General features: G+C 71.5%; 19 protein-coding genes and 12 tRNA genes. 6 read left to right on the top strand and 25 right to left on the bottom strand.

Annotated elements, in window-relative coordinates; all coding sequences use genetic code 11:
* Positions 1–23 precede the first annotated feature (23 nt).
* Positions 24–1,379 carry a diguanylate cyclase domain-containing protein gene (locus ABD332_RS13715; protein ID WP_344502216.1) on the top strand — a complete coding sequence of 452 codons (1,356 nt, stop codon included), beginning with the start codon at positions 24–26 and terminating at the stop codon, positions 1,377–1,379.
* Here the strand turns inward: ABD332_RS13715 and ABD332_RS13710 are convergent.
* Positions 1,349–2,371 (bottom strand): nuclear transport factor 2 family protein, encoded by a 1,023-nt coding sequence (locus tag ABD332_RS13710; protein WP_344502215.1) that lies wholly within the window; start codon positions 2,369–2,371, stop codon positions 1,349–1,351. The two genes, ABD332_RS13715 and ABD332_RS13710, sit on opposite strands and share 31 nt — an antisense overlap.
* A 107-nt stretch (positions 2,372–2,478) precedes the next feature.
* Here ABD332_RS13710 and ABD332_RS13705 point away from each other — a divergent pair, with 107 nt between their 5' ends.
* Positions 2,479–3,486 carry a serine hydrolase gene (locus tag ABD332_RS13705; protein WP_344502214.1) on the top strand — a complete coding sequence of 336 codons (1,008 nt, stop codon included), beginning with the start codon at positions 2,479–2,481 and terminating at the stop codon, positions 3,484–3,486.
* Here the strand turns inward: ABD332_RS13705 and ABD332_RS13700 are convergent.
* Complete coding sequence (locus tag ABD332_RS13700; RefSeq protein WP_344502213.1) at positions 3,464–4,267, bottom strand: alpha/beta fold hydrolase; 804 nt, start codon at positions 4,265–4,267, stop codon at positions 3,464–3,466. The genes ABD332_RS13705 and ABD332_RS13700 overlap by 23 nt on opposite strands.
* 23 nt (positions 4,268–4,290) lie before the next feature.
* On the opposite strand from ABD332_RS13700, the gene ABD332_RS13695 reads away from it, so the two are divergent.
* On the top strand, positions 4,291–5,118 hold the full coding sequence (locus ABD332_RS13695; RefSeq protein WP_344502212.1) for a transglutaminase-like domain-containing protein: 828 nt from the start codon (positions 4,291–4,293) through the stop codon (positions 5,116–5,118).
* Positions 5,119–5,161: 43 nt separating this feature from the next.
* On the opposite strand, the gene ABD332_RS13690 is transcribed toward ABD332_RS13695, so the two are convergent.
* The 18 genes from ABD332_RS13690 to ABD332_RS13605 form a co-directional block, all read right to left on the bottom strand.
* The gene (locus tag ABD332_RS13690) at positions 5,162–6,652 is read right to left on the bottom strand and encodes an LLM class flavin-dependent oxidoreductase (RefSeq protein WP_344502210.1); all 1,491 of its coding nucleotides are present in this window, start codon (positions 6,650–6,652) and stop codon (positions 5,162–5,164) included.
* Between the two features lie 323 nt (positions 6,653–6,975).
* Entirely contained in the window at positions 6,976–8,592 is a 1,617-nt protein-coding gene (locus ABD332_RS13685) for a M4 family metallopeptidase (protein WP_344502209.1), read from the bottom strand.
* An 85-nt stretch (positions 8,593–8,677) separates the two neighbouring features.
* The gene (locus ABD332_RS13680) at positions 8,678–9,085 is read right to left on the bottom strand and encodes a DUF1801 domain-containing protein (protein WP_344502208.1); all 408 of its coding nucleotides are present in this window, start codon (positions 9,083–9,085) and stop codon (positions 8,678–8,680) included.
* A gap of 9 nt (positions 9,086–9,094) precedes the next feature.
* Positions 9,095–10,306 carry an RNA polymerase sigma factor gene (locus ABD332_RS13675; RefSeq protein ID WP_344502207.1) on the bottom strand — a complete coding sequence of 404 codons (1,212 nt, stop codon included), beginning with the start codon at positions 10,304–10,306 and terminating at the stop codon, positions 9,095–9,097.
* Positions 10,307–10,310: 4 nt separating this feature from the next.
* On the bottom strand, positions 10,311–10,727 hold the full coding sequence (locus ABD332_RS13670) for a YciI family protein (protein WP_344502206.1): 417 nt from the start codon (positions 10,725–10,727) through the stop codon (positions 10,311–10,313).
* A gap of 134 nt (positions 10,728–10,861) precedes the next feature.
* Positions 10,862–10,937: transfer RNA gene (locus tag ABD332_RS13665), tRNA-Cys, on the bottom strand.
* 11 nt (positions 10,938–10,948) lie between these two features.
* A tRNA-Arg gene (locus tag ABD332_RS13660) sits at positions 10,949–11,022 on the bottom strand.
* Between the two features lie 12 nt (positions 11,023–11,034).
* Positions 11,035–11,117 (bottom strand) — tRNA-Tyr (locus tag ABD332_RS13655).
* Positions 11,118–11,131: 14 nt separating this feature from the next.
* Positions 11,132–11,204 (bottom strand) — tRNA-Asn (locus ABD332_RS13650).
* A 21-nt stretch (positions 11,205–11,225) separates the two neighbouring features.
* Positions 11,226–11,301: transfer RNA gene (locus ABD332_RS13645), tRNA-Glu, on the bottom strand.
* 28 nt (positions 11,302–11,329) lie between these two features.
* Positions 11,330–11,406: transfer RNA gene (locus ABD332_RS13640), tRNA-Met, on the bottom strand.
* 1 nt (position 11,407) lies between these two features.
* Positions 11,408–11,480 (bottom strand) — tRNA-Lys (locus ABD332_RS13635).
* 11 nt (positions 11,481–11,491) lie between these two features.
* Positions 11,492–11,565: transfer RNA gene (locus ABD332_RS13630), tRNA-Arg, on the bottom strand.
* Positions 11,566–11,579: 14 nt separating this feature from the next.
* Positions 11,580–11,652: transfer RNA gene (locus ABD332_RS13625), tRNA-Leu, on the bottom strand.
* 43 nt (positions 11,653–11,695) lie between these two features.
* Positions 11,696–11,768: transfer RNA gene (locus tag ABD332_RS13620), tRNA-Gln, on the bottom strand.
* A 42-nt stretch (positions 11,769–11,810) separates the two neighbouring features.
* A tRNA-Gly gene (locus ABD332_RS13615) sits at positions 11,811–11,883 on the bottom strand.
* Between the two features lie 133 nt (positions 11,884–12,016).
* Positions 12,017–12,090: transfer RNA gene (locus tag ABD332_RS13610), tRNA-Glu, on the bottom strand.
* Between the two features lie 365 nt (positions 12,091–12,455).
* Entirely contained in the window at positions 12,456–13,025 is a 570-nt protein-coding gene (locus ABD332_RS13605) for a histidine phosphatase family protein (RefSeq protein WP_344502205.1), read from the bottom strand.
* Here ABD332_RS13605 and ABD332_RS13600 point away from each other — a divergent pair.
* On the top strand, positions 13,015–13,758 hold the full coding sequence (locus tag ABD332_RS13600; protein ID WP_344502204.1) for an HAD family hydrolase: 744 nt from the start codon (positions 13,015–13,017) through the stop codon (positions 13,756–13,758). The two genes, ABD332_RS13605 and ABD332_RS13600, sit on opposite strands and share 11 nt — an antisense overlap.
* Here ABD332_RS13600 and ABD332_RS13595 read toward each other — a convergent pair.
* The 3 genes from ABD332_RS13595 to ABD332_RS13585 are packed head-to-tail and all read right to left on the bottom strand — an operon-like array spanning position 13,755 to position 16,457.
* Entirely contained in the window at positions 13,755–14,195 is a 441-nt protein-coding gene (locus ABD332_RS13595) for an Lrp/AsnC family transcriptional regulator (RefSeq protein WP_344502203.1), read from the bottom strand. The genes ABD332_RS13600 and ABD332_RS13595 overlap by 4 nt on opposite strands.
* A gap of 46 nt (positions 14,196–14,241) precedes the next feature.
* On the bottom strand, positions 14,242–15,369 hold the full coding sequence (locus ABD332_RS13590) for an acyl-CoA dehydrogenase family protein (RefSeq protein ID WP_344502202.1): 1,128 nt from the start codon (positions 15,367–15,369) through the stop codon (positions 14,242–14,244).
* Entirely contained in the window at positions 15,366–16,457 is a 1,092-nt protein-coding gene (locus tag ABD332_RS13585; RefSeq protein WP_344502201.1) for a M24 family metallopeptidase, read from the bottom strand. Before ABD332_RS13585 ends, ABD332_RS13590 begins: the two co-directional genes overlap by 4 nt.
* 166 nt (positions 16,458–16,623) lie before the next feature.
* Between ABD332_RS13585 and ABD332_RS13580 the strand changes: the two genes are divergently transcribed.
* On the top strand, positions 16,624–17,574 hold the full coding sequence (locus ABD332_RS13580; RefSeq protein ID WP_344502199.1) for an anti-sigma factor RsbA family regulatory protein: 951 nt from the start codon (positions 16,624–16,626) through the stop codon (positions 17,572–17,574).
* Positions 17,575–17,596: 22 nt separating this feature from the next.
* Complete coding sequence (locus ABD332_RS13575; RefSeq protein ID WP_344502198.1) at positions 17,597–18,505, top strand: 5'-3' exonuclease; 909 nt, start codon at positions 17,597–17,599, stop codon at positions 18,503–18,505.
* Between the two features lie 18 nt (positions 18,506–18,523).
* Here the strand turns inward: ABD332_RS13575 and ABD332_RS13570 are convergent, their stop codons facing one another.
* Both ABD332_RS13570 and ABD332_RS13565 read right to left on the bottom strand, forming a co-directional pair.
* Complete coding sequence (locus tag ABD332_RS13570; RefSeq protein WP_344502197.1) at positions 18,524–21,004, bottom strand: glycogen/starch/alpha-glucan phosphorylase; 2,481 nt, start codon at positions 21,002–21,004, stop codon at positions 18,524–18,526.
* A gap of 557 nt (positions 21,005–21,561) precedes the next feature.
* Positions 21,562–22,476, bottom strand: a complete 915-nt coding sequence (locus tag ABD332_RS13565; RefSeq protein ID WP_344502196.1) for an MHYT domain-containing protein — start codon at positions 22,474–22,476, stop codon at positions 21,562–21,564.
* Between the last annotated feature and the right edge of the window lie 92 nt (positions 22,477–22,568).

Below are 22,568 nucleotides of genomic sequence, written 5' to 3'. Positions count from 1 at the left end.
CGCCCCGCGCCGATGTCAGCGGCGTGTACGACCGGATGCGGCGCTGGACGGCTGACCGCCGGATCGCCACGAAGATCATGAGTGTGTCGCTCGTCGTCACCGCGATCTTCACCGCGTCCGGCGTCGTCGGCCTGCTCAACCTGCGCCGGCTCGTCGCCGAGCAGGACCACGAGTACAAGGTCAACGTCGTCGCCCTGGCGCGGATGACCGCGGTCCGCTCCGCCGTCGGCTCCCAGCAGGAGTCCGTGCTGTCGTACATCCTGTCGGAGCCCGGCTTCTACCGGGACAGCTACGCGGAGATCATCGCCGAGACCGACAAGGCCATCGACACCGACGTGCGGGCGCTGACCGTCATCGGGCTGTCCGCCGCCGAACACGAGAGCCTGCGCTCCTTCGCCGCGACGATCACGATGTGGCGCACCGCCCGCGACGCGGCGCTCGACGCGGCCCGCGACGGCGACCAGCGCAAGGCGGCCTCCGTCGTGCTGGTGCGCTCCGAGGCGATCGCCCGCGCCGTCAAGGACCGGGCCAGCAGCTTCCTCGACCAGCTCGTCGACGCCGTCGACGACGGTGCCCGCAGGACCAGGGCCAACAGCGTGCGCACCGCCCAGCTGATGGGCCTGCTGCTCGCCATCGGCGCGCTCGCCGCGGTGCTGCTGTCGGTGCTCGCCGCCCGCACCATCTCCAGACCGCTGCGGGAGGTCGTCGACGTCCTCGCCAGGGTCGCCCGCGGCGATCTCAGCCGCCGGGTCGAGCTGGACCGCGCCGACGAGGTCGGCCAGATGGGGCGCTCGCTCAACGAGACGCTCGGCGTGCTGCGCGGCGTGTTCGAGGAGGTGCACCACCGGGCCTCCCACGACGGGCTGACCGGCCTGGCCAACCGGGCGCTGCTGCGCGAGCGGCTCGGCGCGGCCCGCGGCAACGCCCGCAGCGGACTGCCCGTCGCGATGCTGCTCGTCGACCTCGACGGCTTCAAGCAGGTCAACGACGTGCACGGGCACGCCGCCGGGGACCACCTGCTCACCGTCGTCGCCGAGCGGCTGCTCGCCGGGGTCCGCGCCTGCGACACCGTGGCCCGGCTCGGCGGGGACGAGTTCGCGGTCCTGCTCGACGGCATGGACGCCCGCGAGGACGTGGACGCCGTCGCCGGCCGCCTGCTCGCCGCGCTGCAGGTCCCGACCGAGCACAACGGCGCCACGCTCACCCCGCGGGCCAGCGTCGGCGTGTCACTGTGGGACGGCGAGGTCCCGATCGACGAGCTCATGCACGACGCCGACGTCGCCATGTACGCGGCGAAGACCGGCGGCAAGGGCCGCGTCGCCCACGCCCCGTGCCCGCAGCGCGCCGCCTACCGGAACGCGTCCGCCGGGTCCGCGTAGGCCATCATCAGCACGACCTTGCCGTCCTCGACGGTGAACACGTCCGCGACCGTCGCCGACGCCTGCGTGCCGTCGCGGAGCGTGCCCCACACCCGGTGCACGATCACGATCTGGTCGCCGCGGCGGTGCGCGACCGGCTCGGAGTGCAGCTCGCCCCAGCCGTCGTAGGAGTCGCGCAGGTACGCCGCGACCGCCGCCGGCCCACGGTGGTGCCCGCCGCCGGGGAACTCGTCCGGCTCGACCCAGTCCACGTCCGGCGCCAGGTCCCGCACCGCGCCGTCGATGTCACCCCGCGCGAACGCGGCGTAGGCGCGCAGCACCAGCACCAGATCGCTGTCCAGCTCCTCCTCGGTGGGTGACCCACCGCCCGCACCGCGCTCCGGTGCCGGCGGGTCCTGTTCGGCCTCCTTCGCCGTGTACGACCCGCCACCCTCGCCGCGCTCCTCCACAGTGGATGACCCGCCACCCTCGCCGAGCTCCTCCACCATGTCCGGACCGCCGCTCGCGCCGAGCTCCTCCGCCGTGTACGACCCGCCGCCCGCGGTGTGCTCCGGGGCCGGCAGGTCCGGCACCCGGGAGAACAGCCTGCCGCGCCCGTGCAGGCCGGCCCGCGCGGTCACCGGCAGCGCCACCAGGCGCACCCCCTCCGGGACGGCGAGCCGGCCGGTGCCCCACCGCACCCAGATCGCGACCCGCCCGGCGGCGGCCTCGGCGGCGAGCTTGTCGACGGTGCGCTGCCGGTCGCCGTGGTCGACCTCGACCACCACGGGCGGGCCGCCGGGCCGCGCGCAGGCGACATCCAGGACGGAGCGCTGCCGCTCGTACGGTGGCGGCAACGGCAACACGCTCGCGGCGCGGCGATACGTCCGCCAGCCCTGCCCCTCGGCCCACGCCACGACCGCCTCGACGAGCAGCCCGGTGACCTCGTCGGCGCCCCGGTCGGCGAACGTGACGGCCTCAAGTGCCTCGGTGAGGGACGCCGCTATGTCCATGATGAAACGCTACAAGGACGACGCCGCAGGGCGGTCAAAGGTTGAAAGCGCAGCAGATGGGATTTGTCATGTTGAATCGGTCATGGCGCGTGGTTAGCGTCCAGACCATGACGAACAAGCTCACCCGCCGCGCCGCCATCGCGCTCGGCGCCGGGGCCGCGGCCGTCCCGCTCGTCGGCTCACCCGCTTCGGCGGAGGCGGCGACGACGGCGACAGGGTCACCCTCCGAGCGCATCCGTCGCGTGTACGAGCGGCAGAAGGCCAAGGCCGGCGGCACCTGGCACGCCCACATCGCCCTGGTCGACGCGGCCGGGGTGCCGCAGCCGGTCGTCCAGGACGACGCCGACCACGTCACCAAGGGTTACAGCGTGCAGAAGCTCGCCGTCGCCACCGCCGTCATGGACAAGATCGACCGTGGGGAGCTGCGGCTGGACCAGAAGCTCGACCTGCAGGCCGACATCATCCTCGGCGGCACCGGCATCTACTTCCTGCACACGGTGTGGGGCGACGACATCACGGTCGCCAACTTCCTCACCGCGATGCTGCTCGTCTCCGACAACACCGCGGTGCGCATGTGCGGCCGGGTCGTGCCGGCCCTGGAGATCAACGAGATCCTCGCCGCGAAGGGTTTCACCCACACCAGGGTCGAGCCGGTCGCGAACCCGAACCGGTTCTTCCTCGGCGACACCACGCCCCGCGAGATCCACGACCTGCTGTGGCGCCTGGCGACGAAGACGCTGCTGAAGCCCGCCTCCTGCGACTTCCTGCTGGGCATCCTGCGCTGGATCAACGGCTACCACGACGGGATCCGGCGCAACATGTCCTCGGCGGAGCGCAGCCGGGTCGCGTCCAAGTACGGCCAGGACTTCAACACCCTCGGCGCGTCCCGGCACGAGGCCGGGATCATGTTCGGCGCCGACGGCGCGCCCGCCCTCGTCTACGGGCTGTTCGCCGAGGGCCTCGGCGACCTCGACAACTACGGCGCGACGCACCCCGCCGTCGAGGCGCACGCGGTGCTCGGCCGGGCCATGTTCGACGTGGTCGAGCGGGTCACGGTGCCGGCGATCGCGGCGAAGCAACCGCTGAAGCCCTTCACCGCGGTGGACGGGGGCTGACCCGCTCCAGCACCGCCTCCAGCAGGGGCCCGGGTGCCTCGTCGGGGATCCAGTGGCTGACGCCACGCAGGGTCACGAAGCGGAAGTCTCCGGTCACGAAGGCCGCGCACCGGCGGGCGGCGTGACCGGAGATCGCCACGTCGCCGTCGCTCCAGACGAACGTCGTCGGCACCGTGACCGGTCCCAGTCCCTTGAGGTCGTGGCCGGAGATCGCCCTATACCAGTTGAGCGCACCCGTCAGGTTGTCCGGCTCCGTGGTGGGGTGACCGCCGGCGATCCTGCGCAGCAGCGCGCCACCGCGGGCCGACAGCAGCCGCTCCGGCAGCCACGGCGTGCGGAAGAACAGCATGTACGCCGACTTGAGCGTCTGCGCGACGTCGCGCTTGACCGAGGTCGCGTACGCCACGGGGTGCGGCACGGACACGGCGGTCAGCGTCCGGACCCGGTCCGGGTGCCGGGCCGCGACCTGCCACGCGACCACCGCGCCCCAGTCGTGCCCGACGACGTGCGCGTCGGGCAGCCCGAGCGCGTCGAGCACGGCGACGACGTCGGCGACGCACTCGGCCATCCGGTAGGCCCGCTTGCCGTCCGGCCGGGCGTCCGGGGAGTAGCCGCGCTGGTCGAGGGCGAAGGTGCGCAGGCCGGCGTCGTGCAGCCCGCCGACGATGCCGTCCCACTCCCGGCTGTCCTGTGGAAACCCGTGCAGCAGCAGGACCGGCGGGCCGTCCGCGGGACCCTTTGCGTGCACCTCGAAGGTCAACCCGCGAACGTCGATGCGCATCGGGTGACGGTACATTGAGGCGCATGGTCGATCGGTACCGGTCGCAGTCCGCCTTCAGTGACCCGGGTCCGTACTCCGCGCTGCTCAACCATCTGCCGACGGACATCCCCGGCCTGGTCAGCGTCGTGCGCAACGTCGTCGTGCACTACTTCGCGCAGGGCCTGTCGTTCTCCGGCGTTCGACTTGCCGAGGTCGACTCGCGGTGGGTGTCGCGGATGCTCGCCGCGGACCGGTCCCGGCACACCCGCCCGCTCGGCGCGCCCCGCGAGCCGAAGACCCGCGTCGTCGGCTGCGCCCGCGACTTCACCCTGCTCACCGTCGCCGCGCTGCGCCACCGCGGGGTAGCCGCCCGCAGCCGGATCGGTTTCGCCGGCTACTTCGGCGACGCGTTCCACTACGACCACGTGGTCGCCGAGTACTGGAACGGCGAGCGCTGGGTCCGCGTCGACGCCCAGCTCGACCCCGCCTCGACCGACGTCGACACCTTCGACGTGCGGGAGTTCATCACCGCGGCCGAGGCGTGGACCGCGCACCGCCGCGAGGAGATCGACGCCGACAACTTCGGTGCGGACCCGGTCGGCCCGTACCGCGGCCACCGCTTCCTGCTCGACCAGGTCCGCCACGAGCTCGCCCACCGCCAGCGCGACGAGCTGCTGCTGTGGGACGAGTGGGGTGAGGTCGACGAGGAGCTCGCCGACTGGGTCGCCGAGCGGCTGCTCGCCGCCGACGCGGGCGCCGTGGAGGCGGAGCGGGAGCTCGCCGACCGGTACGCCGCCGACCCCGCCCTGCACCCGGGCGGCCGCGTCCACTGCGTCTCCCCGAGCGGCCTGGACGCCTGGGTCGACCTCTGACGTCCCGCGGGCGGGCCCCCCGCGGGCGTTGTCAAAAGATGCGTCAGAAGAGGCCGAGACGGCCGATCGGGTCGACCAGCTCGCGCTCCTCATAGGCGAGGTGCGACAGCAGCGTGTCGCCGAGCAGGTCGACGGCCTTGCGGACGTCGGCGATGCCGTCGGGCCGCGACACCATGGCGACGAGGGCGGCGTCGACCCGCTCGAGCACGTCGGCGATCACGTGGTGCTCGGCCTCCAGCCGGTCGACGACCGGGACGAGGCGCGGGTCGGCGGCGCGCAGGCGCGGGAAGAGGTTCACGTCCTCGATGGTGTGGTGGGTGGTGACGACCCGGCAGTAGCTCTCGCAGTACGTGCCGAGGGTCCAGGCGTTCTGCCGCATCGTCATCGTGTTGATCATCGACCGGGCCCGGCCGACGTCCATGCCGCCCGCGGCGACCTGCTCGACCAGGTCCCGCAGCTGCTCCAGCTCCTGGCGGAGGTGGTCGTGCACGTCGACCAGGTGCTGCCCGGACGCCCGCTGCGCGGCGGTGAGCGGCGTCCCGGGCACGGGCCCCACCGGCCGCTGCGACTCGTCCCACAGCGCGACCGCCCCCGACACCTCGCCCGCCGCCGCCACGGACACCACCTCCGGCGCGGCGGCCGGCGCGGGCGCGTCGGTGGCGCCACGGGCCGCGGCCACGAGACGGCGGGTCTCCGGCACCACGTCCTCGGCGAACGTGCGGAGCACACCGTCCCCGCCCGCCTGCACCATCAGGACGAAGGTGCTCATCCCCTCCCCCAGCGCCAGGTCGGCCAGCTGCGCCGCCCACGTCCTCGGGTGCCCGGCGAGGGGCGCCTGGCCGGGGGCCACGTTGTACAGGCGGCGGATGTCGCCCGGGGAGCGGCCGGCCGCGGTGGCGGCGTCGTCGATGCGCCGGTTCGCCTCGGCCAGCTGCGGTGGCGGCACGTACGGGGCGCTCGGCAGCCACCCGTCGGCGAGCCGGCCGACGAGGCGCAGCATGCGTGGCTTGACACCGCCGATCCAGATGCCGATCGGGTGGGCGGCCGGCGGGCCGGGGTGGGCGCCGCGCAGGCGGTAGTGGGTGCCGTCGACGCGGGCGCTGCGCTCGGTGCTCCACAGCGCCCGGATGACGTCGACGGCCTCCTCCAGGGCCTCGAGCGACGCGCCGGGGGTCAGCACCTCGCCGCCCATGCCGGCGATCGCGTCCCAGAAGGCGCCGGCGCCGAGGCCGAGCTCGACCCGGCCGCCGGTGAGGACGTCGAGGCTGGCGGCGGCCCGGGCGAGGACGGCCGGCGGGCGCAGCGGCAGGTTGGCGACGTTGGGGAAGACGGTGAGCGTGCTGGTCTGCGCCGCGACGACGGACAGCAGCGTCCACGCGTCCAGGAACCGCGCCTGGTACGGATGGTCCTGCACACTGGTCAGGTCGAGGCCGAGCTCCTCCGTGAGCCGGGCGAGCCGGAGCGTCTCCGTGGCGGTCGCCGCCTCGGCAGGCAGGAACGTCCCGAAGCGCAGCTCGTGCCCGTAGTCGGTCATGCAGATATTCTGCCACACAGACGATTAGGCGTTCGCTTCGTGTGACCGGACGCACCCGGCCGGCGCCGCGAAGTGCGTCCCGCCCCCGGTCTCACCCTTTCACAGGCAGATGGCGGAGCGTCGGCGACCGACTCGGGCGGCGCTCCCGGCAACCTCCGCGAGCGATCCTCCAGCCGGCCCCGGCACCAGCGGCACGAACCGGGAACGGCGGTAGATCGCCGGCGCAAGGGAGTCATCGACAGGCGCGAGCCCCGTGACGGGACAGGGCCCGGCCATCCGCATGGCCGGGCCCTGTCTCGACGTCGGACTTGAAACGCTGCCCGCTACGGGCAGGCGGCGTCGTTACCGGCGACGTTGACCGCGGTCCAGGCGGCCTTGACCGCCTTGTACTCGGTGGAGCAGTTGCCGTACAGGTCGGCGGCGGCGCGCAGCGAGTAGGCGCGGGCCGTGTTGCCCGGGTTGGCGGTGTTGACGTAGGACGTGTTGGACGTGAAGTACAGGTTCACGGCGCGGAACCAGATCAGCTCGGCCTTCGACCGGCCGATGCCGGTGACGGCGGGGGCGGAGCCGCAGACCGGGGAGGTGCCGTAGGCGGTGCTGCCGGTGCCGTTGGCGAGGTTGAAGAAGAAGTGGTTCGCCGGGCCCGACGAGTAGTGCACGTCGACGTTCTTGGTGCTGGTGGACCAGCAGCTGTGCGACGAGCCGTCCAGCGACGGGTTGTACATGTACCGCAGCGGCGTCCCGTTGCCCCGGATGTTGATCTTCTCGCCGATCTGGTAGTCGCCCGGGTCGCTGGCGGTGTTGGCGTAGAACTCGACCATCGAGCCGAAGATGTCGCTGGTGGCCTCGTTGAGACCGCCGGATTCGCCGGAGTAGGTGAGGCCGCCGGAGACGATGTTGGCGGTGACGCCGTGGCTCATCTCGTGGCCGGCGACGTCGAGGGAGACCAGCGGCCGCGCGTTGCCGGAGCCGTCGCCATAGGTCATCTGCGAGCCGTTCCAGAACGCGTTGACATACGCGTTGCCGTAGTGCACCCGCGACGGCACGCCGGCGCCGTTACCGAAGATGCCGTTGCGGCCGTGCACGTTCTTGAAGTAGTCGAACGTCTTCGCGGCGCCGAAGTAGGCGTCCGCGCCGGCGGACTGCCGGTTGCTGTTGGCGTTGGTGCCCCACGTGTTGTCGGCATCGGTGAAGACGGTGCACGTGCCGGAGGTGGTGTTGTTCATGTCGCAGGCGGTGTTGTTGCCGTGCGAGGGGTCGCTCATCCGGTACGTGCTGCCGCTCAGCGTCGTGTCGATGCTGACGTTGCCGGAGTAGATGGTCTTGCCGGTGCCGGCCACGGTCTCGATCTCGTCCCACGTGCCGAGGACCTCGTTGCTGGTCGCGTCGGTGACGACGTGCAGCACGGACGGGGTCTGCCCGTCCGGCGCCCAGCCCTCCACGACGCTCTCCCACGCGAGCCGCCCCGTGCCGCTGGAGGCGTCGACCATGAGCTGCGGCGCGCGGGTGGCGGTCACGCTGCCGGCGAACGCGGCCTTGGCGGTGCGCTGCGCGGCGACCGCCGCGACGGACGGGGTGACGGAGATCCGCAGCGGCGCGTCGAGGCTGTTGGACGTGCCCGCGTAGGCGCCCTTGGCGTCGGTGTGCACGACGACGTCGCCGCCGTAGACGCGCAGCCCGTGATACGTGCGGGTGTAACGCACGTGGGCGGCGCCGCCGGCCTCCACCTCGGCGCGGTAGACCTTGAACGCGTCACCGGACGCGACCTTCGCGTCGGCACCGTGCAGCCGCAGCGCCCGGTCGACGGTGGCCGAGCCGGCCGAGCCGCCGGACACCTCGACGGCCGGTCCGCCGGAGCCGACGGGTCCCGCGAACGCGGCGGTGGCCGTCGCGGGCACGACAAGCACGGCGCCGATCAGCGCCGCGAAGCTTCTTCTCACTGGCCCTCCCTGAGTGGGTCCATCCGTGACGGGTGACGTCACGCATCGACGTATATCAGGGTATGAATGTCTCGTGAACCCCTTGCTACAAGGTCATGTGGAACGAACGACCCACGATCTCGCGTAAGACGGCGTCGTCGACGGCATCGACACGCTTGATGTAGAGGCAGCCCTTGCCGGTCGTGTGCGGCCCGAGCCGGCCCAGCAGGTCCTGATACGCGTCGACCCCGCCGGTCAGATACAGCACCGTTTGCGCCTTGCGCGGCGAGAAGCTCACCGCCGGAATGTCGCCCTCCCGGCCCGAGTCATAGCGGTAGTGCCGCGAGCCGAAGCCGACGATCGCCTTGCCCCACAGCACCGCCGGCGCACCCGTCACCGCGCCCATCAGCGCGACGAGCTGCCGCGCCTCCCCGCGCCGCCGCTCGTCGGCCACCCCCTCGACGAACTCGCCGACATCACCGTCGCCCGCCACCGTCTGGTTCGTGTCTGCCATGCGCACACGCTACGACCCGGGTACGACATTTCCGCCGGCGTTGAGCCGCGCGGCACGCATCGTCAGGTACCGCCGCTCCGGGATGCTCGCCGTGGCCGACCCCGCCGCCCGGTAGTGCCCGGCCGCCGCCGCGGCGTCACCGGCCAGCTCGTGCAGGTGGCCGCGGACCGCGTCGAGCCGGTGGCTGCCCGGCAGGCGTCCGTCCAGGGCCGCCAGCAGCCGCAGCCCCTCCGCCGGGCCGTCCACCATCGCGGCCGCGACCGCCCGGTTCAGCGCGACGACCGGATTCGCGGTCATGCGCTCCAGCAGCCCGTACAGGGCGAGGATCTGCGGCCAGTCGGTGTCCTGCGTGCTCGCCGCCCGGTCGTGCAGGGCGGCGATCGCGGCCTGCAGCTGAAACGGCCCGACCGCGCCGGCGCGGAACGCCGCGTCGAGCACGGCGGTGCCCTCCACGATCAGCGGCCGCAGCCACCGCCGCCGGTCCTGCTCGGCGAGCGGCACCAGGTCGCCGGCGGCGTCGACGCGGGCGGGCCGCCGGGCGTCGGTGAGCAGCATCAGCGCCAGCAACCCCGCGACCTCACCGTCGTCGGACAGCAGCGCGCGCAGCATCCGGGCGAGCCGGATCGCCTCGGCGGACAGGTCGACGCGGACGAGCTCGCCGCCACCGCCGGCGTACCCCTCGTTGAAGATCAGATAGAGCACGTGCAGCACCGACCGCAGCCTGGACGCCCACTCCGGCCGCTCCGGCATCCGGAACGGCGCGTCGAGGGAGCGGACCTTCTGCTTCGCGCGGCTGATCCGCTGGCCCATCGTCGCCTCCGGCACCAGGAACGCCCGGGCGATCTCACCCGTGGTCAGCCCGCCGACGGCCCGCAGCGTCAGCGCGATCGCCGACGCCTCGGTGAGCGCCGGATGGCAGCACAGGAACAGCACGGTCAGGGTGTTGTCCCGCTCGTACACCACCGGCGGCGGCTCGACGGCGAGCACCTCGCGCCGCCGTCTGGCCTGGTCGGCCCGCAGCTGGTCGAGCAGCTTCCGCGAACCGGTCTGGATCAGCCAGCCCCGCGGGTTGTCGGGGATCTCGTCCCAGTGTGTGGCGGCGGCGAGCAGCGCCTCCTGTGTGGCGTCCTCCGCGGCGCAGAAGTCGCCGAACCGGCGGGCGAGCGCGCCGAGGACCTGCGGCGCCAGCTCGCGCAGCAGGTCCTCGACGGAGTCCTTCACCGGCTCAGACCTCGGACGTCAGCAGCTCGAAGTCGGCCGCGTCCATCACCCTGCGGACCGTGATCGGCTGCCGCTGCGGCACCCCACCCGGCCCCGGCACGCACGAGATCTTCGCGGCGATCTCGATCGCCCGGGCCTCCGAGTCGACGTCGACCAGCTGATACCCGGCGAGCAGCTCCTTCGACTCGGCGAACGGCCCGTCGGTGACGACCGGCGCCGCGACGCCGTCGGACGTGACCACCTTCGCGTGCTCCGGCCCGGTCAGCGCCTGCTGGTCGACGAGCTCACCGCTGTCGAGCAGCTCCTGCCGCAACGCCCCGTAGTAGTCCATGTGCGCCGCGATGTCCTGCGGCGTCCACTCGTCCATCGGCGTGTCCACGTCGCCGCCGTTGTAGTCAACGATCAGCAGGTACTTCGCCATCCCCGGCTCCTCACGTCGCGCCGCGCCGTCCGGCGGCGGTCACCATGGGAACGGAGCCACCCCGGCGGTTTCGACATGCGCGGCGCAACGATCTTCGCACTCGCACAGTGGATGACGACGTCATGATGTGACGATGGAGACCGAAGCCGGATTCGAACCGGCGTGCACCGCTTTGCAGGCGGCCCCCTGACCTGACTCGGGCATACGGTCGTGCTGCTGCGTGCCCTCGGCTGGACTCGAACCAGCGACCTTCAGGTTCGGAACCTGGCGCTCTGCTCCACTGAGCTACGAAGGCGTGTGTACTGCGTGCGGGTGGAGGGATTCGAACCCCCTGAGCCAAAGGCACCTGGGTTACAGCCAAGCCCGACTCTCCAACGTCGGCGCACCCGCATGATCTGGTGTTGCTCCGGCGCCCGGACTCGAACCGGGACCTGAACGGTTAACAGCCGTTTGCCCTGCCGATTGGGCGACGCCGGACCGGACTGACACGAACTGACGTAGCGCGGACGGGCCTCGAACCCGCACAGTGTCCCGGGTGAAAGCCGGGCGACTCTCCCAATTCGTCCACCGCGCCATGCTTCATACACGGTCGTACACGTGAGATGCGGGGGTGGGATTCGAACCCACGATGCTCCGGCTTATGAGACCGGCGAGGACGACCGAACTCCTCCACCCCGCAGTGCGCCGCCAGGGACTCGAACCCCGAACTTGCTGGTTAAGAGCCAGCCGCTCTACCCATTGAGCTAGCGGCGCGCTGTACTGCGTGTCCTCGGCTGGATTCGAACCAGCGACCCCCAGGTCCGCAACCTGGCGCTCTACTCCCCTGAGCTACGAAGACGTGACTTTCCAAAGTGCCCTCGGCGCGATTCGAACGCGCACCTACGACGACCTCAACGCCGTGCCTCTACCTTTGGACCACGAGGGCCGGACTTTTCTTGACGGCGCCCCGGACAGCCCCGGGGCGTGCGCTGCAGGCGGAGGATTCGAACCCCCAATGTCCGGTTCAGAGCCGGATGTGTTGCCGGGTTACACCAGCCTGCAAGGGGCCGGCGGGGTGATGGCCCGCCGGCCGGGGAACAACGGAGCGGCAACCGGGACTTGAACCCGGGACCTTCGCCATGGCAAGGCGACGCTCTGACCACTGAGCTACAACCGCACGTGCTGGTGCCCCGGGAGGCGAGCGTCCCCCTCGCGTTCCCTTCCCCGGGCACCCAGAACAGCTCACGGGCACCGACCCCGTTTCTCCGCTGTGGAAGAGCGGCGTGTCCGCCGAGTTCACCAGAGCTGCGTCGCCCGTCCGGGGGTTGAACCCGGTCTTCCGGATTGAGAGTCCAGTGGTCTACCTTCCTCAGCCTCACGGGCGCTATTTCGCACATTCATATAGACGTGCGTCATCCACTGTGGAGTTGTCAAAGAACGCCATTCATCGACCGGTGAGCGGGCAAAGAAAAACCGCCCGGTCCCGGGTGCGGGAAGGGCGGCGGGGTGCTGTGCCAGCGGGATGCTAGCCGCTCCACCTGCCCTGGTGCTGCTGAAGTCGCTCACAGAGATAACCGCGGAGATTGCCTCCGAACACGGCTTCCCCGCAACCGCGCGGCAGCTGCCGTCGCGTCGCGTCACTGGGGAGCCGCTTCATGGCCCATCTCCTGTCTCTCGTGTTTCATCCGGTGTTGATGAATACGATAGGGCGCGCCGACGACGGCGACAACCCTATTTATCGGCGGTCTTTCAAATGGTCGTGTTCCAGGTGCGGATCGACGGCAGGTCGTGCTCGTGGCCGAGGGTCGAAAGGGTCGCGGTGTCGAGGCTGAGGCGCGCGCCGAACGCGACGGACTCGCCGATCCACCGCGACGCCAGGGCGCGCGAGGCGTGGCCGTGGCTGACGACGGCGACGTCACCGACGACGAGCATCGGGCGGACCCGCGCCAGGAACCGGTCGAGCCGGATGGTGACCTGCTCCGGGGTCTCGCCGCCGGGGCAGCCGTCGGTCCACAGGTCCCAGTCCGGCCGCTCGGCCCGGATCTCGGGGGTGGTCAGCCCCTCGTACGTGCCGTAGTCCCACTCGGCGACGTCGGCGTCGACCTCGGTGACCGTGAGGCCGGCGAGCTCCGCCGTGCGCAGCGCGCGGCGGCGGGGGCTGCTGACGACGGCGACGAAGCCCGCCGTCATGAACGCCCGGCTGAGTGCCCGGCCCTGCCGCTCACCCGCCGGGGTGAGGTCGAGATCGGTCCTCGAGGTGTGGCGCCCGGCGGCGCTCCACTCGGTCTGTCCGTGCCGCACCACGACGATGTCGCCCATCCGCCTCATTCTGCCTCGCTTCGCTACAGTGCGTCTCGTGGACGAGGTTCTGGTGCTCTGGGATGTTGACCATACACTCGTCGACGTCGATGGACTCGGTCGCGAGGCCTACGATCTGGCATTTTTTCGCCGGTACGGTCGGCCGGTGACCGCCCAGCCGCCGATGGCGGGCCGCACCGACCGGGCGATCGCGCACGACGTGCTGCGGCTCAACGGCGCGCCGACGTCCGAGGAGCACCTGGAGGGGCTGCGGGTCGCGGCGGAGACGGCGTTCGACGAGCTGGCGCATCTCCTGCCGGTGCGGGGCCGGGCGCTGCCCGGTGCCCTGGCCGCCGTCATGTCGGCGAGCGGGGTGCAATCGGTGCTGACGGGCAACCTGCGGCGGATCGCGGAGGTGAAGCTCGGCCCGTTCGGCCTGGTGGAGCACCTGGATCTGGACGCGGGCGCGTACGGCTGGAGCCACACCGTCAGGGCCAACCTCGTCGGCATCGCCAGGGCGGCGGCGCGGGACCGGTACGAGCGCTCCTTCGACGGCCTGCGGACGGTCCTCGTCGGCGACACACCCCTGGACGTCGAGGCGGCCCTCGCCACGGGCGCGGGCGTGGTGGCGGTGGCGACAGGCCGCTACACGGTCGAGGAGCTGGCGGCGGCGGGCGCGCACGTGGTCCTGCCCGACCTGTCCGACACCGGCGGCGTCGGGGACGCGATCAGCCGGGCCCGCACCGGCCACTAGATCTTCGGCGACCGGCTCTCGTACGGCGTGGACAGCACGACCGTCGTGCGGGTGATGACGTTGGCGGCGGTGCGGATCTCCTGCAGCAGGCGCTCCAGCGCGAGCGGGCTCTCGACCCGGACGAGCAGCATGTAGAAGTCCTCGCCGGCGACGGAGTAGCACGACTCGATCTCCGGCAGCTTCGCCAACCGGTCGGGGGCGTCGTCGGGCTGCGACGGGTCGATGGGGCGGATCGCGACGAACGCCGTCAGCGGCAGTCCGATCGCGTCGTGGTCGAGCCGTGCCGTGTAGCCCTTGATGACGCCGCGCTGCTCCAGGCGGCGCACCCGCTGGTGCACCGCCGACACCGACAGCCCCACCTTCTCGGCGAGGTCGGTGTAGGACAGGCGGCCGTCGGCGGCCAGGGCCGCCACGATCGCGCGATCGGTCTCTTCCACGGCACGAACCCTAACTGGTGCCCGCCCCGGCGCGCAGGCACGATTCTCAGAGCGACCGGGCGATGACGAGGCGTTGGATCTGGTTGGTCCCCTCGAATATCTGCAGCACCTTGGCCTCCCGCATGTACCGCTCGACGGGGTGGTCCTGCACGTAGCCGGCCCCGCCGAGCACCTGGACGGCGTCGGTGGTGACGCGCATCGCAGTGTCGGTGCAGAACAGCTTCGCCATCGCGGCCTCCGCGCTGTGCGGGCGGCCGGCGTCGCGCAGTCTCGCCGCGGACAGGTACAGCGCCCGCGCCGCGGTGATCTGGGTGGCCATGTCGGCGAGCATGAACCCGACGCCCTGGAACTCCATGATCGGGCGGCCGAACTGCGCGCGGTCCTTGGCGTAGGCGACCGCGTAGTCGAGGGCGGCCTGGGCGACGCCGACGGCGCAGGCGGCGATGCCGAGCCGGCCGCCGTCCAGGGCGCTCAGCGCGATCTTGAACCCGCCTCCGGCCTCGCCGAGGAGCCGGTCGGCGGGCACGTGCGCGCCGTCGAGCACGATCTGCGCGACCGTGGAGGAGCGCAGGCCCATGGTCCGCTCGGGTGCCTGCGGCAGCAGCCCGGGGGTGCCGGCGTCGAGCAGCAGGCAGGAGATGCCTTCGGGGGTGCGGCAGAAGACGTCGTAGAAGTCGGCCTTGCCGCCGTGGGTGATCCAGGCCTTCGTACCGTTGAGCGTGTACCCGTCGCCGTCGGGGTCGGCCCGGGTGGTGAGCGACGCCGCGTCGGATCCGCTCTGCGGCTCCGACAGGCAGTAGGCGCCGAGCAGCTCACCGCCGAGCATGTCGGGCAGGTGCCGTTTGCGCTGCGTCTCGGTGCCGTACGCGGCGGTCGGGTAGCAGGCGAGGCTGTGCACGGAGACGCCCTCGGCGACCGCCAGCCAGCGGGCCGCGATCTCTTCGAGGACCTGCAGGTACACCTCGTAGGGCTGGCCGCCGCCACCGTACTCGGCGTCGAACGGCAGCCCGAGCAGCCCGGCCCGGCCGAGCAGGCGGAACAGCTCGCGGGGGAACTGGCCGCGGGCCTCGAAGTCGTCGACGCGCGGCGCCAGCTCCCCGTCAGCGATCTCCCGCACGAGCCCGATGAGGTCCGCGGCCTCCTCGGTCGGCAGGATCCGCTCCACGGTGCTCACAGGATCACCAGCTCGGTCGGGATCGTGTTGAGCCGGTCGACGCCGCTGCTCGTACACACGACGATGTCCTCGATGCGGGCACCGTGCCGGCCGGAGAGGTAGATACCGGGCTCGATCGAGAACGCCATGCCCTCTTCGAGCGGGGTGTCGTTGCCGGCCACGATGTAGGGCTCCTCGTGCCCGTCCAGGCCGATGCCGTGGCCGGTGCGGTGCAGGAACGCCGGTCCGTAGCCGGCGGCCGCGATGAGGTCGCGGGCGACGGCGTCCACGGACTCGGCGGTGACCCCGGGCCGCACGGCGGCGACCGCGGCGCGCTGCGCCTCGAACAGCACCTGGTAGTACGCGGCGAACTCGGCGGGCGGCTCGCCGATGCAGTACGTGCGGGTCGAGTCGGAGCAGTAGCCGTCGGGCATGCGGCCGCCGATGTCGACGACGACGGGCTCACCCGCGGCGATCACCCGGTCGGAGGTGCCGTGGTGCGGGCTGGCGCCGTTGGGTCCGGCGGCGACGATCGTGAACTCGACGGTCGCGTGCCCGGCGGCGCGGATCGCGGCGGCGATGTCGGCGGCGACCTCGTTCTCGGTGCGGCCGGCCCGCAGCCACTGCCCCATCTGGGTGTGGACGGCGTCGATCGCCTGCCCGGCCCGGCGCAGCGCCTCGACCTCGCCGGGCGACTTGCGCACCCGCAGGGCGGCCAGGACGGCGCCGGCGAGGCGCTGCTCGGCGGACGGCAGCGCGGCGCGCAGGGCGAGGACCTGCTCGGCCCACATCCGGTTGCCGAGCCCGACCGCGTCGGCCTTGCCGATGGCGGCGCTCACCAGTTCGTACGGGTCCGAACCGTCCACGTGGTCGACGATCCATACACCGTGGGGATCGACTGCCTCGGCGGCCGGGCGCTCCAGGCGGGGCACGATCAGGGTCGGCTCGCCGTCGGCGGGCAGCACGAGCAGGGTGAGCCGCTCCAGCGCGTGCGCGTCGTAACCTGTGAGATACTGCAGGTCAGCGCTTGGTGGGATGAGGAGCGCGTCGAGTCCGGCCGCGGTGGCGGCGGACTGCGCGGCACGGAGTCGCTGTTCCTTCTGGGACACGTGTGCAAGCTTAACGTTCGTTTGGTTTCCGGGCGACAACCCGGAGTCGACACCAACGGATAGGTGTCGGTCGGGGACCTATGGCGTAGTCTGCAGTCGGAGCTTGAGTAAGGGCAGAGATCGTACGGACCGAGCGGTTCCCCGATCGAGACGAGCAGCGCATCGCATGAGCGCACGCAACGCGGCCATCGCTGGCGACCGGCGCAACGAGCCGTTCGTCCATGATGCGTTGGCGTACCGCGACGCCGCCACGTTCCTCGACGGCACGATGAACTTCATCTACGAGGGTGTCTCCCTCGGCGAGCCGGTCGCCGTCGCCGCGCCGCCGGCCAATGTGCAGCTGATCCGCGAGCGGCTCGGCGCGTTCGCCGAGGTCGTCGCGTTTACCGACATGCACGAGGCGGGCCGCAACCCGGGCCGGATCATCCCGTGGGTGCTGTCGAAGTTCATGGACGAGCACCCGGGCAAGCGGGTCCGCGTGATCGGCGAGCCGATCTGGTCCGGCCGCTCCGACGACGAGTACCCGGCCTGCGTCCAGCACGAGGCGATGATCAACGTGGCGTTCCAGGGCCGCGAGGCGTCGATCCTCTGCCCCTACGACACCAGCCGCCTCGACCCGTACATGGTCAAGGACGCCTACGCGACGCACCCGACGATGATCGAGGACGGCGCGCGGTCCGCCAGCGACGCGTACGACCCCTACGGCATCACCGAGGCCTACAACGTGCCGCTGTCGGAGCCCCCGTTCGGCGCCACGACGCTGCGCTTCGAGGTCGGCGGGCTGGTCAAGGTCCGCCGCGCCGTCGCCGAGATCGGCCTGGACGCGGAGCTGCCGCCGGACCGCATCGGCGACCTGCAGAGCGCGGTCAACGAGCTGGCCACCAACAGCATCATGCACGCCGGCGGCTCCGGCACCCTGCGCACCTGGCGCGACGAGGAGCGGGTGGTCTGCGAGGTCCGCGACTTCGGCCGCCTCACCGACGTGATGGCCGGCCGGCTGCGCCCCACCGGCGGCCGCGGCGGGCGCGGCCTCGTCATGGTCCACTACCTGGTCGACCTGGTCCAGCGACACACCAGCCAGACCGGCACCACCACCCGGGTGCACGTGCTTCGCTAGGCTGACTGGGTAGGCTGCTGCAGTGGCCCGACCTCTGCTGCTCGTCGACTCCGCCAGCCTCTACTTCCGCGCGTTCTTCGGTGTGCCCGAGAAGGCGGCCGTCGCCCCCGACGGCACCCCGGTCAACGCCGTCCGCGGTTTCCTGGACATGCTCTCGACCCTGGTCCGCGGCCGGCAGCCGGACCGGCTCGTCTGCGCCCTCGACGAGAGCTGGCGGCCGGCGTGGCGGGTGGCGCTGCTGCCGTCCTACAAGGCGCACCGGCTCACCCCCGCCGGCGGCGAGGAGGTCCCCGACGCCCTGTCGACGCAGGTGCCGATCATCCTGGAGTTCCTGGCGGCGCTCGGCATCACCGCCGTCGGCGCCCACGACTACGAGGCCGACGACGTCATCGGCACCCTCGCCACCCGCGAGCCCGGCCCGGTCGAGGTGGCCACCGGCGACCGCGACCTCTTCCAGCTCATCGACGACACCCGCGAGGTGACCGTCCTGTACTGCGGCCGCGGCGTCGCGAAGCTGGAGGTCCTCGACAACGCCGCCCTGCACGCCAAGTACGGGGTGCCCGCCGCCGGCTACGCCGACTTCGCCGCCCTGCGCGGCGACCCGTCCGACGGCCTGCCGGGCGTCGCGGGCGTCGGCGAGAAGACGGCCGCGCGCCTCGTCGACCGGTACGGTGACCTCGACGGCATCCTCGCCGCGCTCGACGACCCGGCCTCCGGCTTCGCCCCGGGGCTGCGCACGAAGATCGCCGCCGGCCGCGAGTACCTCACCGCCGCCCGCGACGTGGTGGCGGTCGCCCGCACCATCCCGCTCGGCGACGTCGACACCAAGCTGCCGTCCGCCCCCGCCGACCCCGACGCGCTGCTCGCCCTCGCCGAGCGCTGGGGCCTCGCCGGCGCCACCAAGCGCATCGTCGACGCCCTGGCGAGCTAGCTGCGGCCTAGCTGCGGTCTAGGCCTCCCCGACGCGGACCGGGTCCACCTTCCAGATCTGCTCGCAGTACTCCCGGACGGTCCGGTCGGAGGAGAAGAAGCCGCACCGGGCCGTGTTGAGGATCGACATCCGCGTCCACCGGTCCGGATCCGTCCACGCCTCCGCGACCGTGTCCTGACAGTCCACATAGGACCGATAGTCGGCGAGCGCCATGTACTCGTCGCGCCCCAGCATCGCGTCGACGACCGGAGCGAACACGTCGCGGTCGCCCTTCGCGAACGTGCCGGAGGCGATCGTGTCGACGGCGAGCCGCAGCTCGAAGTCCGCCTCGTAGAACGACCGCGGCGAGTACCCGGACCGGCGCAGCGCCGTCGCCGCCGGGGTGTCCATCCCGAACAGGAAGAAGTTGTCCGCGCCGACCCGGTCCCGGATCTCGATGTTCGCGCCGTCGAGGGTGCCGATGGTGAGCGCGCCGTTCAGGGCGAGCTTCATGTTGCCGGTGCCGGACGCCTCCTTGCCGGCCAGGGAGATCTGCTCGGACAGGTCGGCGGCCGGGATGATGAACTGCGCCTTCGTCACGTTGTAGTCCGCCGGGAACACCACCCGCAGATACCGGCTGACGACCGGGTCGGTGTTCACCACGCCGGCGACCGCGTTGACGAGCTCGATGAGCAGCTTCATCGCGTGGTAGCCCGGCGCCGCCTTCCCGCCGAAGAGCACCGTGCGCGGCACGTACGTCGCCTGCGGGTCGGCCCGGATCCGGTTCATCATCGTGATCACGTGCAGGAGCTTCAGCTGCTGCCGCTTGTACTCGTGGAACCGCTTGATCATCACGTCGCACAGCGCGTCGGGGTCGATGAGGACGCCCGTGGACCGCTCGACCGCGGCGGCGAGCCCGGCCTTGTTGTGCCGCTTCACGTCCCGCCACGCGGCGCGGAACGCGGGGTCGTCGGCGTGCGGGCCGAGCCCGTGCAGCCGCTCCAGGTCCGTCAGCCACCCCTCGTCGCCGAGCATCTCGGTGATCAGCTCCGACAGCGCCGGGTTGGCCATGCGCAGGAACCGCCGCGGCGTGACCCCGTTCGTCACGTTGTGGAACCGCTCCGGCCACAGCTGCGCGAAGTCGTGCAGCGTCGTGCCGGCCAGCAGCTTCGTGTGCAGCTCGGCGACCCCGTTGACGGCGGTGCTGCCGACGACCGCGAGGTGCGCCATCCGCACCCGCCGCTCGTCGCCCTCCTGGATGATCGACATGCGGCGCACGACGTCCTCGTCGCCCGGGTACGCCTGCCGCACCTCCTCCAGGAAGAAGTGGTTGATCGCGTAGACGATCTCCATGTGCCGCGGCAGGAGCCGCTCCAGCAGCTGCACCGGCCACGTCTCGAGCGCTTCTGGCAGCAGCGTGTGGCACGTGTAGTTGAACGTCCGGCGGGTGATCCCCCACGCCTCGTCCCAGCCGAGCCCGTGCTCGTCGACCAGCAGCCGCATCAGCTCGGTCACCGCCATCACCGGATGCGTGTCGTTGAGCTGGATCACGACCTTGTCGGCGAACCCCTCCCATCCGCTGTTGCGCAGCCGGTACCGCCGGATGATGTCCCTCAGCGAGCACGCCACCAGGAAGTACTGCTGCTTGAGCCGCAGCTCCCGCCCAGGCTCCGTGCTGTCGTCGGGGTACAGCACCTTGCTGATGTTCTCGGCCCGCACGATGTCGTCGACGGCCTCGACGTACTGCCCGACCCCGAACCTCGCCAGGTCGAACGACTCGCGGCTCGCCCTGGCCTGCCACAGCCGGATGATGTTGACGGTCTGCGTCCCGTACCCCGGCACGAGCATGTGGCTCGGCTCGCCCCTGACCGTCTCCCCCGGCGTCCACTTCCGCCGCAGGTTCTCCGGGTCCTTCGGGTCGGCCACGGTCGTGCCGTAGAACCCGACCAGCTGCCGGTCGTCGGGTGCGGGGAACTCCCACGGGTTGCCGTAGAACGTCCAGTCGTCGGGCCGCTCGACCTGCTTGCCGTCGCGGAACGTCTGCTTGAAGATGCCGAACTCGTACCGGATCCCATACCCGACCGCCGGGATGTCCAGCGTCGCCATGGAGTCCATCAGGCACGCGGCCAGCCGCCCCAGCCCGCCGTTGCCGAGCCCGGGCTCGACGTCGTACACCTCGAGCGCCTCCGGCGACACCCCGAGGTCCTCGGCGATCGGCCTGACCCACCGCTCCGTGTCCGTGTACAGCAGGTTCTGCCTGAGCTGCCGCCCCAGCAGGTACTCCGCCGACAGGTAGTACACGAACCGCGGATTGGCCGCGTAATGCGCCGCCGCCGTCCTCGCATACCTGTCCACCAGCCTGTCCCGCACGGTCACGGCCAGCGTGTGGTAGCCGTCAGGCCCGCTCGCCGACTCGATCGTCGTCCCACGCTGGTAGTACAGGTTGGAGATCAGGTCCCGCTCGAACTCCTCGAGCGAGTCGCCAACAGTGCGCCTGGGTCGGGGCCGCGCCTCGGTCACCCGCCAAGTATCCGCCAGCCGCTCATCCCCGACCCACCGTCTCCCCAACTTTTTCTCCCCGTCCCCTCCCACCCCTCACCCGGCGCCCCGGAACCCCTCACGCCACCCCAGCCACACACGTCCTTCCGGATCACGCACACAACCCTGGTACCACCCAGTCCACCCCATGATCCGGAAGACTTCTGGTCGCCATAGCCACACAAACTCTTCCGGATCATGAGAATCACCCCACCCACGCGGACAGCAACTACCAGACCGCGCGGATCTCTCACCATGATCGAAGGACAGCTCTGGTCGCCCGGACGACCGCCACGCGACTTCGATCACCAAGGGAGGTGACAGCGGCGGTCACGCCAGCTCGCGTACGGCCAGAAGGGCGAGCGCAGACCTGACCGGCCGCCAGCCGCGGAAGGGCGGAGGCCGACGTCCAGATCGGGTCGGTGGTCATGGCAACGGGGCGATCGGCGGGACGGGAACGACGCTGCCGCCCGGACGGGGCGAGAAACGACCCGTCGAGCGGCAGCGGAAGGAAGAAGCGGCGGAAGGGAGCGGAGCGGTCAGCGGCCGCGTTGGCGGCGGGCGTCGGCGATGCCGTTGGCGGCGCGGGCGGAGAAGGCCTGGCCGGTGCCGGGGGCCGTCGGGCCCGCGGCGGAGCCGCCGCCGAAGACGGGGCCGGCCGTGGCGGAGCGGAGGGCGTCGCCGGCGGCGATCTTGTCGCGGACGGCGGCGGCCTCGGCCTGCTCGCGCTCCGAGGGGACGGCCATGACGGCGCTGGCGAGGGCGATGACCACGACCAGGACGAAGAGGACGATCGGGGCGAGGAACCAGTTGACGTCGACGCCGGGGACCGTGGCCAGGTTGTCAGTGGTGAGGTTGACGTGCATGGCCGCCATGCCGGTGTAGTGCATGCCGCAGACGGCGACGCCCATGACGGCCGCCGCGGCGATCGTCGCGGGGATGCCGCGGACCACGATGGTGAACCAGAGGGCGACGGTGGCGGCGACGACCGCGATCGCGTAGGACGCCAGGTACAGGTTGCTCTTGTAGTCGAAGGAGCCGTTGATCCGCATCGCGGCCATGCCGGTGTAGTGCATGAAGGCGACGGACACGCCGGTGATCGGGCCGCCGACGAGCACCTTCCACATGGCGGGCTTGCCGAGGCCGACGATGAAGAGCCCGAGGCCGACGGTGATGACGGCGATGAAGAAGCTCGCGACGGTGATCGGGACGTCGTAGCGCAGCGGGGAGCCGCTGACGCTGAAGCCGATCATCGCCATGAAGTGCATGACCCAGATGCCGGTGCCGCCGATGGCCCAGGCCGCGAGCACCAGCAGCCACGCCCGGCGGCGGGTGTCGGTGGCCGCCCGGGCTCTGGCGGTGCTCACCAGGCCGAGGAGGGAACCCAGGAACGACATCGCGTACGCGAAGATCGGGGTGATCAGCCCGTACGTGAAATGATGCAGCTCTCCCACGATGCTTCCTTCCGCGCCGGGACTGGCCCCCCGGCGAAAAGCATCATTGCGGATCCGAACGATTTTTTCTAATCCGCTCCGATGAAAACTCG

Source organism: Dactylosporangium maewongense (assembly GCF_039531485.1).
Lineage (GTDB): Bacteria > Actinomycetota > Actinomycetes > Mycobacteriales > Micromonosporaceae > Dactylosporangium > Dactylosporangium maewongense.
This window is presented reverse-complemented; position numbering and strand designations above follow the sequence as displayed.

Coding starts and splice junctions, on each gene's coding strand:
- ABD332_RS13605 (WP_344502205.1), bottom strand. CDS start 13,025: ATGGGCGACATCGTCGTGGTGCGGCACGGACAGACCGAGTGGAGCGCC.
- ABD332_RS13580 (WP_344502199.1), top strand. CDS start 16,624: ATGAGCGCACGCAACGCGGCCATCGCTGGCGACCGGCGCAACGAGCCG.
- ABD332_RS13690 (WP_344502210.1), bottom strand. CDS start 6,652: ATGACCGACTACGGGCACGAGCTGCGCTTCGGGACGTTCCTGCCTGCC.
- ABD332_RS13670 (WP_344502206.1), bottom strand. CDS start 10,727: ATGGCGAAGTACCTGCTGATCGTTGACTACAACGGCGGCGACGTGGAC.
- ABD332_RS13710 (WP_344502215.1), bottom strand. CDS start 2,371: ATGGACATAGCGGCGTCCCTCACCGAGGCACTTGAGGCCGTCACGTTC.
- ABD332_RS13705 (WP_344502214.1), top strand. CDS start 2,479: ATGACGAACAAGCTCACCCGCCGCGCCGCCATCGCGCTCGGCGCCGGG.
- ABD332_RS13680 (WP_344502208.1), bottom strand. CDS start 9,085: ATGGCAGACACGAACCAGACGGTGGCGGGCGACGGTGATGTCGGCGAG.
- ABD332_RS13700 (WP_344502213.1), bottom strand. CDS start 4,267: ATGCGCATCGACGTTCGCGGGTTGACCTTCGAGGTGCACGCAAAGGGT.
- ABD332_RS13695 (WP_344502212.1), top strand. CDS start 4,291: ATGGTCGATCGGTACCGGTCGCAGTCCGCCTTCAGTGACCCGGGTCCG.
- ABD332_RS13600 (WP_344502204.1), top strand. CDS start 13,015: ATGTCGCCCATCCGCCTCATTCTGCCTCGCTTCGCTACAGTGCGTCTC.